Genomic DNA, 16,746 nt, shown 5'->3' on the forward strand with positions numbered 1-16,746 from the left:
TCCGACTCATATCGGAGGTGTACCCATGGCTTCTTCTCCCGCCACCGCCACCCTGCGCGAGCTGCTCGCCGAGCGGATCCTGGTGCTCGACGGCGCGTGGGGCACGATGCTCCAGGGTGCCAAGCTCACCCCGGCGGACTACCGCAACGAGCTGATCCCGGCGGACCACCCGCAGGACGTCACCGGCGACCCCGACCTGCTGATCCTGACCCGGCCGGACGTCATCCTCGACGTCCACCGGCAATACCTCGCGGCCGGCGCCGACATCACCACCACGAACACGTTCACCGCGACCAGCATCGCGCAGGCCGACTACGGCCTGGAGCACCTGGTCCGGGAGATGAACGTGCAGGGCGCCCGGCTGGCCCGGCAGGCCGCCGACGAGGCCGCCGAGCGGGACGGCCGGCGGCGGTTCGTGGCCGGCTCGATCGGCCCGCTGAACGTGACCCTGTCGCTGTCGCCGAAGGTCGAGGACCCGGCCTACCGCGCGGTCACCTTCGACAAGGTGAAGGCGACGTACGCCGAGCAGATCGCGGCGCTCGCCGAGGGCGGCGTCGACCTGCTGCTGATCGAGACGATCTTCGACACGCTGAACGCCAAGGCGGCCGTCGCGGCGGCCCGCGAGGTCGCGCCGGACCTGCCGCTCTGGATCTCGGTGACGATCGTGGACCTCTCCGGCCGTACCCTCTCGGGCCAGACCGTCGAGGCGTTCTGGCGGTCCATCGAGCGCGCGAAGCCCATGGTCGTCGGCGTGAACTGCTCGCTCGGCGCGGCCGAGATGCGCCCGCACGTGGAGGAGCTGGCCCGGCTCTCCGACGTCTACGTGGCCTCGCACCCGAACGCCGGCCTGCCCAACGCGTTCGGCGGCTACGACGAGACCCCCGCCGAGACCAGCGCGCTCGTCGCGGGCTTCGCCACGGATGGCCTCGTCAACATCGTCGGCGGCTGCTGCGGCACCACCCCGGCGCACATCGGCGCGATCGCGTCGGCGGTGTCCGGCCTGGCGCCGCGCACCATCGACCCGCCGGCCCCGACCACCCGGTTCTCCGGCCTGGAGCCGTTCGCGATCGGCCCGGACACCGGCTTCGTCATGATCGGCGAGCGGACCAACGTGACCGGCTCGGCCAAGTTCCGCCGGCTCATCGAGGCCGACGACTACCAGGCCGCCGTCGACGTGGCGCTCGAGCAGGTCCGCGGTGGCGCCAACCTGCTCGACGTGAACATGGACGCCGACCTGCTCGACAGCGAGCGCGCCATGACCACGTTCCTGAACCTGATCGCGACCGAGCCCGAGGTGGCCCGGATCCCGATCATGATCGACAGCTCGAAGTTCTCGGTCCTCGAGGCCGGCCTCAAGTGCGTGCAGGGCAAGGGCGTGGTCAACTCGATCAGCCTGAAGGAGGGGCCCGACCAGTTCCTTTCGCAGGCTCGGCGGATCCGCGACTTCGGTGCGGGCGTGGTCGTCATGGCGTTCGACGAGGAGGGCCAGGCCGACACGGTCGAACGCAAGGTCTCCATTTGCGCGCGTGCCTACGACCTGCTCGTCGAGGACGGTTTCGACCCCAACGACATCATCTTCGACCCCAACGTGCTCGCCGTGGCGACCGGCATCGCCGAGCACAACGGCTACGCGAAGGCGTTCATCGACGCCCTCCCGCTGATCAAGGAGCGCTGCCCGGGCGCCCGGACCAGCGGCGGCATCTCCAACCTGTCGTTCGCGTTCCGCGGCAACGACGTGGTCCGCGAGGCCATGCACTCGGCGTTCCTCTTCCACGCCGTCAAGGCCGGCCTGGACATGGGCATCGTCAACGCCGGCCAGCTCGCCGTCTACCAGGACATCCCGGCCGACCTGCTGGAGCTCGTCGAGGACGTGCTCTTCGACCGCCGCCCGGACGCCACCGACCGCCTGGTCACCTTCGCCTCCACGGTCACCGGCAGCGGCGCGAAGCGCGAGATCGACCTGTCCTGGCGGGAGGCGCCGGTCGAGGAGCGGCTGTCGCACGCCCTCGTGCACGGCATCGTCGACTTCATCGAGGCGGACACCGAGGAGGCCCGGCAGAAGCTGCCCCGCCCGCTCGACGTCATCGAGGGCCCGCTCATGGACGGCATGGGCGTGGTCGGCGACCTGTTCGGCTCCGGCAAGATGTTCCTGCCCCAGGTGGTCAAGAGCGCCCGGGTCATGAAGCGCTCGGTCGCCTACCTCCTGCCGTACATGGAGAAGGAGAAGGCCGAGGGCGCCCGCGGCCAGGGCAAGGTCGTGCTCGCCACGGTGAAGGGCGACGTCCACGACATCGGCAAGAACATCGTCGGCGTCGTGCTGGGCTGCAACAACTACGAGGTGATCGACCTCGGCGTGATGGTGCCGACCGCGAAGATCCTGGACACCGCGGTGGCCGAGGGCGCCGACGTGATCGGCCTCTCCGGCCTGATCACGCCGTCGCTGGACGAGATGGTCGCGGTCGGCGCCGAGATGCAGCGCCGGGGCATCAAACTGCCGCTGCTGATCGGCGGCGCCACCACGTCGAAGCAGCACACGGCCGTGCGGATCGCTCCGGCGTACGACGGACCGACGGTCCACGTGCTGGACGCCTCCCGGGTCGTCGGCGTCGTCTCGAACCTGCTCGACCCGGAACGCTCCTCGGTCCTCGACCGGGACAACCGGGCCGAGCAGGAACGCCTCCGGGTGGCGCACGAGCAGCGCCACTCGCAGCCGCTGCTCACCCTGGCCCAGGCCCGGGCGAACCGCGAGACGGTCGACTTCGGTGATCTGCCGACGCCCGCCTTCACCGGGGTACGGGAAGTCGCCCCCACCATCGCCGAACTCCGTCAGATGATCGACTGGCAGTTCCTCTTCCTCGCCTGGGAACTCAAGGGCAAGTACCCGGCGATCCTCGAGCAGCCGGTCGCCCGCGAGCTGTTCGACGACGCCAACACGCTCCTCGACCAGATCATCGCGGAGGGGTCGTTCCAGGCCCGCGGCCGGTACGGCTTCTGGCCTGCCTCGTCGGACGGCGACGACATCAAGCTGGCGAACGGCTTCTCGTTCCCGATGCTGCGCCAGCAGACCGAGAAGCCGGCCGGCCGGGCGAACCGCTGCCTCGCCGACTACATCGCCCCCGCCGGTGATCATCTCGGGGGTTTTGCGGTCGCCATCCACGGCGCCGACGAGCTCGCCCGCAAGTACGAGGCCGAGCACGACGACTACCGCGCCATCATGGTGAAGGCCCTCGCCGACCGCCTCGCCGAGGCGTTCGCCGAATACCTGCACCTGAAGGCACGCCGCGACTGGTTCGAGCCGGACGCCAAGCCGGTCCTGGCCGACCTGCACGCCGAGCGGTTCCGCGGCATCCGCCCTGCCCTCGGCTACCCGGCCTGCCCGGATCACAGCGAGAAGAAGGACCTGTTCAAGCTGCTCGGCACCGACGCGATCGGCGTGCACCTCACCGAGTCGTACGCGATGACCCCGGCCGCGGCGGTCAGCGGCCTGATCTTCGCCCACCCGGAGTCCCGCTACTTCACGGTCGGCCGCCTCGGCAAGGACCAGATCGAGGACTACGCCGAGCGCCGCGGCGTCCCGGTCTCCGAAGTGGAGCGCTGGCTCCGCCCGAACCTCGCCTACAACATCGACTGACCGCACACGCAAAAAGCGGGCCCGTTCCGGCGGGCCCGCTTTTTCTGTCTCTGTTGCTGCTCTTCTTCGTCAGTGGCTTTTTTCGTCGGCCTTTTCTTTGTCGGCTTTTTCTTCGTCAGCGGCTGGCCCAGAACTCCTCGTTGAGGCGCTCCAGCACGCTCGGGATGAACAGCCCGGCGATCGACAGCAGCGAGATCACGGTGAACGCGGTGCGCAGCACCACCACCTCCACCTTGCCGCCCACCTTGACGGCCATGCTGTTCGGAATACCGATCATCCGCCACATGCGACGGTTGAGAGGTATCGGCCAGAGGATCGGCACCCCGTTCTTCGTGATCATGTCACCGAACAGATGGACCACACACCCGACCGCCACGGCCAGCCCCAGCAGCGGATAGCCCCGGTCGCCGGGCAGGTTCGCGGCGGTGAACCAGGCGATGAACGCGGACGCCAGCGTGACGATGACCCATCCCGCGCGCTCGGCCCACTCGTCGAACAGCCCGCGCAGCGCCAGGCCGGCCATGAAGAAGACGATGCCGACGACCGCCCACTTCCCGTACTCCGTCGCTAGCGCCGTGGTACCCCACCCGATCAGCGCACAGAACGGCAGCGTGTGCGTGAACGTCCGATGCCCGTTCTCCCGCCGCGGATCCCGGCTCAGCTTCGTGGCCGTATAGACGCCGAGCGAGAACTTCTCGACCACCTCGGCCACGAACAGCGACGCCACCCCGAACGTCCGAGCCACCGTCGCACCACCCTGATTCCGGGTGACCTTGCCGGACATGTCCAGATCCGGCAGCAACGCACCACCGGCGCAGACCGCCGTCCCGACCGCCACCTCGAGCGGTGTCTGACTGACGCCGGCGAACTGAGCGAGCGCCCAGCTACCCGCCAGCCAGGCGGCCGCGCCCGAAAGCGCGTGCGACGGACCCATCATGTGTCTAGTCCCTCCCCGAACAAACTCGGCCACTCTGGCAGAGGAGGGCATGAAGATCAACGACCGTCGCAGGCATGTCGCCGTGTGGTCGCCCACTCGACAAGTCCCGTGCTAGGCCCCTGTGGACAGTGTCGCCCACCAAGTCCACTCACCAGACCACGCGCGCCAGTCACCCTTGTCAGTACCCCCGCCACGCGCCGAGCGCCACCCGCACCGCGCCACGCGCACCGCGCCACGCGCCCGCGCCACGCGCCACGCGCCACGGGCCACGGGCCACGGGCCACGCGCCACGGGCCACGCGCCGGGCGCCACGCGCCGGGCGCCAGCGTCAGTCCACGTGCCAGGCGCGCTGGGCAGACTCACCCGACCGGCACACTCGGCAGTCCCCGGGCAGGTTCACCCCCCTCCATCTCACTTCTCGCATGCCAGGTCAGCACGCCCACGCGACAGCCGTTCTCGCGGCGGCCCTATCCGCCGTTGCTTGGCGGCCCGCGCGGCGGCCGCCAGAGCGCCCGGTCTGCCCGCTCGGCGGTACATCCGTAGTGGACTGTCGGTGGGCGGCTCGCCGGCACCGGCCGCGTAGGGGTCAGCAGCGGCCGTGGGCGTAGCTGTACCGGAACTCATACCGCCCGTAGCGCGCATGCCGGATCAACCCCATCACCAGGAACGCGATCGGGATGACCGGCCAGAAGAACTGGGCGCCCGAGAGCATCCACAGTCCGGTCAGGACTCCCGCGATGATCAGGATGAAGCTGCCGTGCCGCCGCAGGGATCGTCGCGTCGCGGCCCGCGCCTTCGGCGTCCGGGCCAGGGCGGCGCGGCCTCCGTCGGGGAGATCCGCGGTGAGCGGCGCGAGCTCGTCGCGATATTTGGACGCGTACGTCGCAGCGAGCCGCTCCTCCCCTTCCGCCAGATCGAGGCGCCCCTCGGCCATGGCGGCACGAAGAATCTCGGCGACCTGTTCTCGTTCGGTGTCGGAGGTGCGGAGCCGGGTGCCGGGTTGCATGGGTCTCCTCCTTTGCTGCTGTATCGCCAGCGCTGACTCGGCTGGCTTGCCGGATCGCTCGTCTGCCATCAGCCTCCTCGCCGGCGGGCCCCGGCGCGTCCCTCAGCGGGCGCATCCTGCGGGAGTGCAAAACCTGTGGAAACGAGGGCCGGCGTACTCCTGGGGGAGTACGCGGCCGCCGCCGCGTGTGCCGTACGAGGTATCCACAGGTCCGCCCACGCGCCGATGTGGCGGGCGTGGCCGGTGCCGTAGGTTCGGCTGCATGAAGCGTCCGGGCGGTTCGACATGGCGGTTCGGGGCAGCGCGTGCCCGGGACGGCCGGTCCGGACAGCGCGATTGGCCGCGAGAGTGGCAACTGCACATGGCGTGGCCGCACGACCGGGACCGGCCCGGCCGGCCGGATCCGCCGAGCCGCGAGGATGCACCGGACCCGCCAGGCGGGCGGGATCAGCAGCACCCACCGGGTTCACCGGAATCATCAGGTCGGCAGGATCGGCCGGGCAGTCAGGAGCATCCGGATAGGCCGGGGCGGCGGGATGGGCCGAGCAGATGGGATCGGTCGGGCCGCCACGATTGGTCTGGGCAGCATGATTGGTCTGGGCAGCATGATCGGTCTGGGCAGCATGATTGGCCCGGGCGGGATGATTGGCCGGGGCAGCGGGATTGGCCGCGGCCGCCGTGGGCTCGGTCTCGGCGGCACGGGCACTGGCCTGCCGGGGCGGTCATCGGTGCGGTGCTGTTCCAGGTGCTCGGCGTCCGTGACGTCGTTGTGCACCACGACCTCGACGCGCTGGTCTATGCGCTGCTGCTGATCGGGCCGCTCGCGCTGTTCTGGCGGCGGCGGGCGCCGGTCGTGGTGTTCGGGGTGGCGGCTGCCGCGTCCATCGCTTTCGCGACCATCGCCTCGCCGCACTGGACCTATGCGGTGGCGCCGGTCATCGCGCTCTTCGCGCTGTCCTCCTGCGGGCGGCACCGGACGGCGTTCGCCGCGGCGGGCGCCGGATACGCCACCTATCTCCTTGTGACCCTCGTCGTGATGGGCCGGGTCGGCCTGCCGGGAACTCCGCCCGGCCTGCGTGAGTCGCTGATCCTGGGTGCGGGCCTGGCCGGGTCGGTGGTCGCCGGTGCGGTGGCGAAGGCCTACGCCGAACAGGTCGCCGCCTTCACGAAGGTGCGGGAAGAACAGGCCCGCGCCCGTGCCGAGCAGGAACGCCGCCTGGCCTCCGAGGAGCGACTGCGGATCGCCCGTGAGCTCCACGACGTGCTGGGACATCACCTTTCACTGATCAACGTGCAGGCCGGAGTCGGGCTGCACCTGATGGACAGCCGGCCCGAGCAGGCCCGGGAGGCCCTCACCGCGATCAAGACGGCCAGCTCCGAAGCCCTGCGGGAGGTGCGCTCCGTGCTGGGCGTGTTGCGTACGGAAGGCGAAGCCGCACCTCGCCAGCCCGCCCTCGGCCTGAATCGGCTCGAGGAGCTGACGGCCGACGCCGGGATCCCGGTCCGGACGGTGATCAAGGGGGAGGCGCGCGAGTTGCCGGCCGAGGTGGACCGGGCGGCTTATCGCATCGTGCAGGAGGCGCTGACGAACGTACGCCGCCATGCGGGTCCCTCGCCGGACGCCGAGGTGACCGTCAACTACCTGCCGACGACGCTTCACGTCTCCATTCGCAACGGCGGTCCGCCCGCGAAGCCGGATGTGGACGAGGTGGGGGAGCGGGGCAGCGGAATCGCGGGGATGAGGGCCCGGGCGGAGAGTCTGGGCGGACGCTTCGAGGCCGGTCGGCCGGCCGAGGGAGGCTTCCTGGTCTCGGTGGTGCTGCCGACGGGAGGCGAAACGTGATCTCGGTGGTGCTGCCGACGGGAGGCGCAGCGTGATCTCGGTGGTGCTGCCCACGGGAGGGGAAGCGTGATCTCGGTGGGACTTCCTGCGGGAGGAGACGCATGATCTCGGTGGTGCTGGCGGACGACCAGGCGCTGGTGCGGGCGGGGTTCCGGGCTCTGCTCGGCGCCGAGCCGGACATCGCCGTGGTGGGGGAGGCGGCGGACGGGCTGCAGGCGGTGGGGCTCGTACGTGACAAGCATCCGGACGTGGTGCTCATGGACATCCGGATGCCCGGTGTGGATGGGCTCGAGGCGACCCGGCGGATCGCTGCCGATCCGGAGATGTCGGGGACCCGGGTGGTGATCCTGACGACGTTCGAGCTGGATGAGTACGTGTTCGAGGCGCTGCGCACCGGTGCCTCCGGATTTCTGGTGAAGGACACCGAGCCGCTCGAACTGCTGCGGGCCATTCGAGTGGTGGCGGACGGCGAGGCACTGCTCTCGCCGAGCGTGACGCGGCGGGTGATCGGTGAGTTCGCGGCGGGGCCGGGGCAGGGGCGTGCGCCGGAGCTGCCGCGCGAGCTCGAACAGCTGACCGACCGGGAACGGGAGGTGATGATCCTGGTAGCCGAAGGACTCTCGAACGACGAGATCGCCGGACGCTTGATGATCAGCCCGGCCACGGCGAAGACACACGTGAGCCGGACGATGATCAAGCTGGGCGCGCGTGATCGGACGCAGTTGGTGGTGCTGGCCTACGAGGGAGGTCTGATCAAGCCGGGCTGGCTGACCGGCTGACCCGGCCGAGGCGCAAGGCGTGGAGCGGCTCCGGCGGCCGAGCGGCGGCTGCGCGGCAACCGGGTAGCGGCTGCGCGGCGACCGGGTGGCGGCTGCGCGGCGACCGGGTGGCGGCTGCGCGGCGACCGGGTGGCGGCTGCGCGGCGACAAGCCGCGGCGGCGAGCGGCCACGGCCTGGCGACGGGACTGCGGTTGTGCGGTGGCGGGCTACCAGCCGGGGATCATTTCGGCTCCTGGTTCGGCGTACCAGGGTGGGGCCTCCTCGGGCAGGGCGGTGCGGATGCGGTGGTGGGCATACGGGTTGAGGTCGGGCAGGGCGTCCAGCGGGAACCAGCCGACCTGGAGGGACTCGGAGTCGTTCACGCGGGCGTCGCCGCCTACGGATCGGCAGCGGAACCAGGTGTTGACCATCTGGCACTGGTCGCCGTTCGGGTAGGTGACCTCGTGGAGGGCTATGCCGGCGAGGCGCTCGATCTTGATCTGGACGGCGGTTTCCTCCTCCACCTCGCGGACCACCGCGTCGGCGGGCTGTTCGCCGGGGTCCATGATGCCGGCGACGAGGGTCCAGCGGGCGTTGTCGCTGCGCTGGTGCAGGAGGATCTCGCCGCGGTCGTTGAACACCACCGCGGTCACGGTCGGGAACATGATGAGGCCGGAGCCGACCTTGGCGCGGAGGCCGGTCACGTATTCGGATGCGGGCACGACGCCGACCCTACGACGCGAGGAGGGGAGTGTGTCTCCGAGGTCTGGGTAGGGAGAAAGCGGCGCGGGGGCCGAAGACGACGGGCATGGCAGGAAACCCCCGGCACTTGACACATCTACGTGACAGTCTCAGTGTGATCGACTTCAGGACGAATTTTCGGGGGGAGAGGGCGAGTGTCGGAGCGCGATCGCCTGGCGCAGGCCGACTCCGGCGAGCAACCGTGGCGCGCCTGGGGTCCCTACCTGGCCGAGCGCGCCTGGGGCACGGTTCGCGAGGACTACAGCGAGCACGGCACGGCGTGGGACTACTTCCCGCATGATCACGCGCGCTCCCGTGCGTACCGTTGGAATGAGGACGGCATGGCCGGCCTCTGCGACGACCGGCAGACGTTCTGCTTCGCCCTCGCGCTCTGGAACGGCAAGGACCCGATCCTGAAGGAGCGGATGTTCGGCCTCGGCGGCGACGGCGGCAACCACGGCGAGGACGCCAAGGACTACTGGTGGTACCAGGACTCCACGCCCACGCATTCGTGGATGAGCTGGCGGTACCACTACCCGCAGGACGAGTTCCCCTACGACCAGCTGGTCCGGGTCAACGGTCAGCGCACCCGCAACGAGGGCGAGTACGAACTGGTCGACACCGGCGTCTTCGACCACGACCGGTTCTGGGCGGTGACCGTCGACTACGCGAAGGCCTCGCCGACGGACGTCTGCATAGCGATCACCGTGGCCAACCGCGGCCCGGAGACGGCGACCCTGCACGTGCTGCCCACCCTCTGGTTCCGCAACACCTGGTCGTGGGGGCTGCCGAACCGCAGCGCCCCGGTCATCGAGGGCACCCCGGGCCGGCTCGCCGGCACCCACAAGTCGCTGGAGCACATCACCCTCGAAGGCGAGGGGGAGCCGCCCGCGCTGATGTGCGACAACGAGACGAACTCGCAGCGGCTGTGGGGGCTGCCGGGTCGCAGCCAGCACCCGAAGGACGGGATCAACGACTTCCTGATCCACGACATGCCGACCGTGAACCCGGCGGGCTTCGGCACCAAAGGCGCCCTACATTACGAAATAACCCTTAAATCCGGACAAAGCCGCGTAATAAGGCTCCGGCTCGCTCAGAGTGACGCAAAACTCGACCTCGGCGAGGACTGGGCAGCCGTGATCCAAACCCGCAAAACCGAGGCCGACGCCTTCTTCGACGACGTCATCCCGGAGAAGGCCTCCGAGGACGAGAAGGCCGTCGCCCGCCAGGCGATCGCCGGCCTCATGTGGGGCAAGCAGTTCTACCACTTCGACGTGAAGCAGTGGCTGGTCGGCGACCCGGCCAACTCGCCGCCGCCACCGGGCCGGCGCTACGGGCGCAACAACGGCTGGTGGCACATGAACAGCTTCGACGTGATCAGCATGCCGGATCCGTGGGAGTACCCCTGGTACGCGGCTTGGGACCTGGCCTTCCACTGCGTCAGCATCGCGCGCGTGGACCCCGGCTTCGCGAAGTCCCAGCTGCTGTTGCTGCTCCGCGAGTGGTACATGCACCCCAACGGCCAGATCCCGGCGTACGAGTGGTCGTTCGCCGACGTGAACCCGCCGGTGCACGCCTGGGCGGCGCTGCGCGTCTTCGAGATCGACGGCTCCCGCGACCACGACTTCCTGTCGCGGATCATGCACAAGCTGCTGCTCAACTTCACCTGGTGGGTGAACCGCAAGGACGTCGGCGGCAACAACGTCTTCGAGGGCGGATTCCTCGGCCTGGACAACGTCGGCCCGTTCGACAGGTCGGCGGCGCTGCCGGTCGCCGGCGTGCTCGAACAGTCCGACGGCACGGGCTGGATGGCGATGTACGCCCTCAACCTGCTCGACATGGCGATCATCCTGGCGCTGCACGACCGGGCGTACGAGGACATGGCGACCAAGTTCTTCGAGCACTTCACGTACATCGCCGAGGCCGCGTACCGGCAGGGGCTCTGGGACGACGAGGACAGCTTCTTCTACGACGTGCTGCGCCTGCCGGACGGCCACAAGGTCCCGCTCAAGGCCCGCTCGATCGTCGGCCTGCTGCCGCTCGCGGCCACCACCCGGCTCACCTCGGAGACGCTCAACCGGCTGCCGTCGCTGAACTCGCGGGTCCGCTGGATGCTGCACACCCAGCGCGACTACGGCGACGTGATCAGCGCCCGCCGGCTGGGCGGCGCCGACCGGCGCCAGCAGCGCCTGCTCAGCATGGTGGGCCAGGACCAGCTGTTGCGGATTCTGGCGAGGCTGCTCGATCCGGAGGAGTTCCTTTCACCGTACGGCCTGCGCACGCTCTCCCGCTCGCACCTGGAGAAGCCGTTCACGGTCTCGCTGGGCGGCTCCGACTTCACCGTCGGCTACGAGCCGGCCGAGAGCACGAGCGGCCTGTTCGGCGGCAATTCGAACTGGCGCGGCCCGGTCTGGATGCCGGTCAACTTCCTGCTCGTCGAGGCGGTGCGGGAGTTCGCGGCGTTCTACGGTGACGACCTGAAGGTCGAGTACCCGACCGGCTCGCAGCGGAAGGTGTCGCTCACCGAGGTCGCCGACGACCTCTCCCGGCGGCTGATCGCGCTCTTCCTGAGGGACGAGGACGGCAGAAGGCCCATCTACGGGGCGACCGAGCTGTTCCAGACCCATCCGGACTGGAAGGACCTGATCTGCTTCCCGGAGTACTTCCACGGCGACAACGGCGCGGGCCTCGGCGCCTGGCACCAGACCGGCTGGACCGCCTTGGTCGTAGACCTGATCTTCGACCTGCACCGGAACTAGCCTGAAGATCTGCACCGGAACCAGCCTGAGAACTGCTTCGGAACCAGCCTGAGAACTGCTTCGGAATCAATTTGAGAATCCGTGCAACCCTCTGAGCCGCTCTGAACGTTCCACCTCCGTCGAAGGAGGTAGCCGATCTTGAACGCCGAGGAAGAGGAAGGGTTCCGCCAGTTCGTCGCGGCCCAATTGGGCCCGCTGCGCAAGCTGGCGTACCTGACTTGCGGTAACTGGCACACGGCCGAGGATGCCGTCGCCACCGCCCTGGCCAAGCTGTATCCGCGCTGGCGCAAGCTCGACCGGCCGGACCTGTACGCCAAGACGATGGTGTACCGGGCGGCGGTCGACGAGACCCGCCGGCCGTGGCGCCGGGAACGTTCCGCCGGTGACGAGATCCCCGACGTCGCCCTGCGCGACCCGGCGGCGGCCACCGACGAGCGGCTCCGGGTTCAGATCGCCCTGCGGTCCGTGCCGCGCAAGCAGCGGGCCGCTCTGATCCTGCGCTACTACCTCGGGATGACCCTCGAGGAGACGGCGGGGGTTCTGGGGGTCTCCGTCGGCACCGCCAAGAGCCAGACGTCGCGCGGGCTGGGACGCCTGCGTGAGGTTCTGGCAGCCGAGAGAATCGACCTGCAGGTCGCGGATATCGAGGAGTTGTCCCGTGCGGTTGCATGAGGTGGTGGATCTGGCGACGTCGGACGCGCCGCCGGATGGGAACACGATCGACGACATCGTCGGCAAGGGGCGGCGGGCTCAGCGCCGCCGCCGGGCCGGCTTCGCGGGCGCGGGCGCGGCGCTCGCCGTGGTCGCGGTGAGTGCGGCGGTCACGGTTCCGTCGATTTTCGGGGGTACGGAGCAGAGCACGCTCCCGCCGGCTGCCGCTCCGTCGGTCGCCACCGCGAACAAGGCCGAGGCGGCGACGTGGGAGTTCCCCGCCGACCCGTTCCAGTTCACGTTCAAGGCCTTCGACGCCGGCCGCTGGCACGTCGCCGACCCGATCGTGGCGTCGACGTCGTACCAGATCGCGTCGGTCTACCTCGACGGCCGGACCTCGAACGACCGGGCGGCCACCGAGGAGGAGGTGGCCGAGATGGAGGAGAACCTCAACAAGAAGATGAGGGGCGAGGCCGTCCCCGAGAAGCCGACCATCTACGCCTACCTGGTCGTCTACCGGCCCGGCGCGTACGACCCGGCCAAGCTGACCGGCGCCACGAAGCTGACCGTGGACGGTAGGGAGGCGTACCAGGTCGGCGGCCCCGGCAACGGCGGCATGACCCGCCGGACGCTCGCCTGGCAGTACGAGGCGGACGCGTGGGCGGTCCTGGAGGCGCACTCCAACTCCGAGGAGGACCCGTCCGACGCGGAACTCCAGAAGATCGTCTCCGGTCTGAAGCCGTCGAAGGCCGAGCCGGCGACCCTGCCGTTCACGCTCGACTACGTGCCGGCCGGATACCAGCCGGTCGAGCTCGGCTCGCACGCCATCTCGGGCCTGAACGGCATCGCCGGCGCCCGGGGCGGCGACTACGGCGGCGCGATCTTCGCGAACCCGGCGCCGGCCACGACCGGCCTGGTCGAGCCGTACGGCGGGGTGGACGGCGCGAGCCTCCCGGGCAGCTTCGAGATCTTCGTGGTGCCGCAGTCGAACTCGAACCAGACGACCGGCAACACGACGATCAAGTGCGGCAACGGTTTCTGTACGCACCGCAGCGAGGACGGCAAGACCAGCATCCAGGTGGCGAGCGACGGCCGGCTCTCCGACGGCGAGATGACCAAGATCCTCGAGGGTCTGACGCTCAAGAACGTCAAGGACGACTCGACCTGGGCGAACGCGGCCGACGCCCTGAAGTGACAGCTGTTCCCTGAGACGGCCGGGCTCTGACGAGCCCGGCCGTTTCTATGCCCTCGCGACGATCGCCTCGGCCACGTGGCGCAACTGCTCGTGGTCGGGGTTGAATCCCGCGGCGATATCGGGGTGCAGGCCCGCCCTCGACTGTTCGAGGAGCATGCTCGTGACCTGCTCGACGCTCTCTCCCGCGTACGTTTGCTCGATCTTGACCGTGGCGGCCTGAAGGGCGGAACTGAGCTGATCCTCGAGCGGACCGCGCAGTTTCTCTTCCACCGGGGTCAATGAATTCGGGTCGAGGGTGATGTGCGGCTCAGCCAAGGCTCTCTCCTTGCCCGGTCGTGCTCCTGGTGCGACGCCGACCGATTTTCCCGCTGGCCCCCCGGGGCAAACCAGCCGGTGGGATGACAAAGAGGCCGGTGGTCCAAGGAGAGGCTCTCGATCGCCTTGGACCACCGGTGCTCTTTTCGCTACCCGTTCACGAACGGGCTAATCGCTTCGGTCAGCAACGGAGGCAGAAGAGATCGGAGGACGTCGACGCCGTCCCGGCTCAGGACCGACTCCGGGTGGAACTGGACGCCCGCGAAACGGGTCCCGCGCAGCGCGTGGACCAGGCCGTCCTCCGGGTCGGCGGCCAGCTCGACCGGGCCGTGCGGGGTCGTGACGAGAGCGGCCGGGGCCACCGCCGCGAAACTCGAATAGAAGCCGACGCGGCGGGTGACGCCGAAGACGTCCACCTCCCGGGCCAGGCCCTGATAGGGCGAGTCGCGGCGGTGCAGGGGGAGGCCCAGCACCGAGGCGAGGATCTGCTGTCCCAGGCAGACCGTGAAGAACGGCCGGCCGGACGCCAGCAGCGAGCGGACCAGCGCGTGCAGGGCGGCCATCTTCGGGTCGGCCGGGTCGCCGGGGTCGCCGGGGCCGGGGCCCACCACCACGAGGTCGGCGGGCGGGACCTCGGCGGACCACGGGACGACCGAGACGCGGAGGCCGAGCGCCTTCAGCTGGTGCGCCAGCATCGCGGTGAAGGTGTCCTCGCCGTCGACGATCACCGCGGTGCGGCCGGTCAGCTCCGGGACCTCCAGGGCGCCGGGCGACCGCGAGTCGAGCCAGAAGCGGGCCAGGTCGTCGTTGCGGGCGGCCAGCAACGCGTCCGTCTCCGGGGACCGTCCGGTCCCCCGTACCGAAGAGGAAGCGCACGTGAAAGCACTCAGAATGCCCGCCGCCTTGGTGTGGGTCTCGGCGATCTCGCCGGCCGGCGTGGAATGCCGGACGAGCGTGGCGCCGACCGGAATCCGCAGCACACCGTCCGGAGTGATCTCGGCGGTGCGGATGAGGATGGGCGCGTCGAGCGTCTGCCGGCCGGTCTCGTCGTGGTCGAGCAGGGCCAGCACACCGGCGTAGTAGCGGCGGCCGCGCTGCTCGTGGCGGGCGATGACGCGGAAGGCGTTCTCGATCGGGCTGCCGGTCACGGTCGGGGCGAACATGGTCTCCCGGAGCACGTCGCGGACGTCCAGGGAGCCGCGCCCGGCCAGCAGGTACTCGGTGTGCGTGAGGTGGGCCATCTCCTTGAGGTAGGGGCCGGCGACCTGGCCGCCGTGCTCGGCCACCGTCGCCATCATCTTCAGTTCCTCGTCGAGGACCATGTAGAGCTCCTCGATCTCCTTGGGATCGCGGAGGAAGTCGAGCAGCGAGCCGGAGCCGTTGCGGAAGGTGCCGCTGATCGGATTCATCATGGTGATGCCGTCGGCGACGCTGACGTGCCGTTCCGGGGTGGCGCCGACCAGGATCCGGTTGCCGGTGTCCACCAGGAACGTCCAGTAGGTCCCCTGCTCGGAGGCGAGCAGGCGGCCGAAGGCGGCCCGGGCGGCCTCCAGGGGATCGCCGTCGATGGTCCCGGTGTAGGTCCGGTGGATCACGAAGTTCGCGCCCTCGCCGCGCCCGATCTCCTCGTCCAGCACCCGTTCGACGATCGCGCCGTACTCGTCGTCGCCGATGTCGAAACCGCCGTCGCGGACGGTCAGGTCGCCGGGCGGGAAGGCCTCTCTCCTCTCGAGGTGCCGGGACCGCACCAGCAGGCACTCCAGCGGCGCCCCGTCGTCGACGCAGTCGAAACCGCGCTCGGCCACCTGCCGATAGGGGATCACCGCGAGCACCGGCTGCCCGGGCCGCAGCGGGATGGCGGCGAGCGTGTCCACCGTGACGACGTCGCCGGTCAGCACTTCGACGTGGTCGGCGCCGTCGCGGTGGAGGAGAGCGAATGGCATGGGGTCCTCGTTCCTGGGCGAGGGCCGCCGGGCCGAGGACCGGCCCACGAAAAAACGGCCGCCTCGGTGGAGGCGGCCGCGGTAGCTGGTCGAGCGCGCGGGAATGGGGCCGCCTGTCAGGCGGGCCACCACATCATTCGCGAGCGCATGGTGGGAATCTTACGGTCCGTCACGCCTGCGGCGCCAGATCCTTTTTCGTACGGCTGACCGAACGCCATCCGGGTGGCGGTGCGGGCCCACCGCATCCGGTCGAGCGCGCAGTCCGGGTGTTCGCCGAACTCCTGGGCCACCCGCTCGGCGCAGCCCAGCGCGCCGAGCCGGTCCACCATGGCGGCGACGGCGGCGCGGATCAGCTCGGGCGTCGGCTCCTGTGAGCGCTGCACGTCCGAGGCGAAGAGCGCTTCCGACCGTACGTCGTCGAGCACTGCGTTCATGGGTTCCTCCCGTCTGAGTCGATAACCAGGAAAACGCCGGGAGGATGCAGGGCCGTGCGTCCGGGGTTGCCGCTTGGTTGCGTCCCGTTCGGCTCCGAGCTGCGAAATATCGCGATATGGTCGGTCAAAAGGGGCGAGGGGGGAATCGCTGTGACGACGGTCCTGGTGGCCGACGATGATGCCGACATCCGCGATCTGGTGGCGTTCAAGCTGGAACAGGCCGGGCTCGAGGTCATCACCGTCGGGGACGGGCAGGCCGCCGTCGAGACAGCCCGCGCGCACCACCCCACCCTGGCCGTGCTCGACGTCTCGATGCCCGGCCTCTCCGGGATCGACGTCTGCCGGATGCTCCGGGCCGACCCCGGCACCGCCGACATGCTGATCATCATGCTGACCGCGCGGGTCCAGGAGCAGGACGTCGAGGGCGGCTTCAGCGCCGGCGCCGACGACTACGTGACGAAGCCCTTCAGCCCGCGCGAGCTGGTCTCCCGGATCCAGGCACTGCTGAGCCGCGCCCGCGCCTGACCGGCAC

13 protein-coding genes are annotated in these 16,746 nt (G+C 69.9%); 7 read left to right on the forward strand and 6 right to left on the reverse strand.

Features of this window, described 5'->3' with window-relative positions; genetic code table 11:
- The first annotated feature begins 25 nt into the window (after positions 1-25).
- Positions 26-3,631 (forward strand): methionine synthase, encoded by a 3,606-nt coding sequence (gene metH / locus AB0G10_RS21460; protein ID WP_360924189.1) that lies wholly within the window; start codon positions 26-28, stop codon positions 3,629-3,631.
- 115 nt (positions 3,632-3,746) lie between these two features.
- Here the strand turns inward: metH and AB0G10_RS21465 are convergent, their stop codons facing one another.
- Complete coding sequence (locus AB0G10_RS21465) at positions 3,747-4,568, reverse strand: metal-dependent hydrolase (protein ID WP_360924192.1); 822 nt, start codon at positions 4,566-4,568, stop codon at positions 3,747-3,749.
- 586 nt (positions 4,569-5,154) lie between these two features.
- On the reverse strand, positions 5,155-5,574 hold the full coding sequence (locus AB0G10_RS21470) for a DUF1707 domain-containing protein (protein WP_360924194.1): 420 nt from the start codon (positions 5,572-5,574) through the stop codon (positions 5,155-5,157).
- 733 nt (positions 5,575-6,307) lie between these two features.
- Between AB0G10_RS21470 and AB0G10_RS21475 the strand changes: the two genes are divergently transcribed.
- Complete coding sequence (locus AB0G10_RS21475; RefSeq protein WP_360924197.1) at positions 6,308-7,417, forward strand: histidine kinase; 1,110 nt, start codon at positions 6,308-6,310, stop codon at positions 7,415-7,417.
- A gap of 101 nt (positions 7,418-7,518) precedes the next feature.
- Positions 7,519-8,196, forward strand: a complete 678-nt coding sequence (locus tag AB0G10_RS21480; RefSeq protein ID WP_360924200.1) for a response regulator transcription factor — start codon at positions 7,519-7,521, stop codon at positions 8,194-8,196.
- A 207-nt stretch (positions 8,197-8,403) separates the two neighbouring features.
- Here the strand turns inward: AB0G10_RS21480 and AB0G10_RS21485 are convergent, their stop codons facing one another.
- On the reverse strand, positions 8,404-8,898 hold the full coding sequence (locus tag AB0G10_RS21485; protein WP_360924203.1) for an NUDIX domain-containing protein: 495 nt from the start codon (positions 8,896-8,898) through the stop codon (positions 8,404-8,406).
- A gap of 174 nt (positions 8,899-9,072) precedes the next feature.
- Between AB0G10_RS21485 and AB0G10_RS21490 the strand changes: the two genes are divergently transcribed.
- The 3 genes from AB0G10_RS21490 to AB0G10_RS21500 all read left to right on the forward strand — a co-directional run bounded on the left by AB0G10_RS21490 (position 9,073) and on the right by AB0G10_RS21500 (position 13,522).
- On the forward strand, positions 9,073-11,676 hold the full coding sequence (locus AB0G10_RS21490; protein WP_360924205.1) for a glucosidase: 2,604 nt from the start codon (positions 9,073-9,075) through the stop codon (positions 11,674-11,676).
- Between the two features lie 138 nt (positions 11,677-11,814).
- Positions 11,815-12,348 carry a SigE family RNA polymerase sigma factor gene (locus tag AB0G10_RS21495; RefSeq protein ID WP_360924208.1) on the forward strand — a complete coding sequence of 178 codons (534 nt, stop codon included), beginning with the start codon at positions 11,815-11,817 and terminating at the stop codon, positions 12,346-12,348.
- Positions 12,335-13,522, forward strand: a complete 1,188-nt coding sequence (locus AB0G10_RS21500; RefSeq protein ID WP_360924211.1) for a hypothetical protein — start codon at positions 12,335-12,337, stop codon at positions 13,520-13,522. The genes AB0G10_RS21495 and AB0G10_RS21500 overlap by 14 nt, the downstream gene beginning before the upstream one ends.
- 45 nt (positions 13,523-13,567) lie before the next feature.
- Here the strand turns inward: AB0G10_RS21500 and AB0G10_RS21505 are convergent, their stop codons facing one another.
- The 3 genes from AB0G10_RS21505 to AB0G10_RS21515 form a co-directional block, all read right to left on the reverse strand.
- The gene (locus AB0G10_RS21505) at positions 13,568-13,837 is read right to left on the reverse strand and encodes a hypothetical protein (RefSeq protein WP_360924214.1); all 270 of its coding nucleotides are present in this window, start codon (positions 13,835-13,837) and stop codon (positions 13,568-13,570) included.
- 149 nt (positions 13,838-13,986) lie between these two features.
- The gene (locus tag AB0G10_RS21510) at positions 13,987-15,780 is read right to left on the reverse strand and encodes an anthranilate synthase family protein (RefSeq protein ID WP_360924217.1); all 1,794 of its coding nucleotides are present in this window, start codon (positions 15,778-15,780) and stop codon (positions 13,987-13,989) included.
- A 116-nt stretch (positions 15,781-15,896) separates the two neighbouring features.
- Entirely contained in the window at positions 15,897-16,214 is a 318-nt protein-coding gene (locus tag AB0G10_RS21515; protein ID WP_360924220.1) for a hypothetical protein, read from the reverse strand.
- A 150-nt stretch (positions 16,215-16,364) separates the two neighbouring features.
- Between AB0G10_RS21515 and AB0G10_RS21520 the strand changes: the two genes are divergently transcribed.
- Complete coding sequence (locus AB0G10_RS21520; RefSeq protein ID WP_360924222.1) at positions 16,365-16,739, forward strand: response regulator; 375 nt, start codon at positions 16,365-16,367, stop codon at positions 16,737-16,739.
- The last annotated feature ends 7 nt before the right edge of the window (positions 16,740-16,746 follow it).

Origin of the sequence: Actinoplanes sp. NPDC023714 (assembly GCF_040639855.1) — a bacterium.
In the GTDB taxonomy this organism is placed as follows: domain Bacteria; phylum Actinomycetota; class Actinomycetes; order Mycobacteriales; family Micromonosporaceae; genus Actinoplanes.

Bases quoted from the DNA above. Each gene is read 5' to 3' on its own strand.
- AB0G10_RS21515 (WP_360924220.1), bottom strand. From the start codon at position 16,214: ATGAACGCAGTGCTCGACGACGTACGGTCGGAAGCGCTCTTCGCCTCG.
- AB0G10_RS21470 (WP_360924194.1), bottom strand. From the start codon at position 5,574: ATGCAACCCGGCACCCGGCTCCGCACCTCCGACACCGAACGAGAACAG.
- AB0G10_RS21480 (WP_360924200.1), top strand. From the start codon at position 7,519: ATGATCTCGGTGGTGCTGGCGGACGACCAGGCGCTGGTGCGGGCGGGG.
- AB0G10_RS21465 (WP_360924192.1), bottom strand. From the start codon at position 4,568: ATGATGGGTCCGTCGCACGCGCTTTCGGGCGCGGCCGCCTGGCTGGCG.
- AB0G10_RS21510 (WP_360924217.1), bottom strand. From the start codon at position 15,780: ATGCCATTCGCTCTCCTCCACCGCGACGGCGCCGACCACGTCGAAGTG.
- metH (WP_360924189.1), top strand. From the start codon at position 26: ATGGCTTCTTCTCCCGCCACCGCCACCCTGCGCGAGCTGCTCGCCGAG.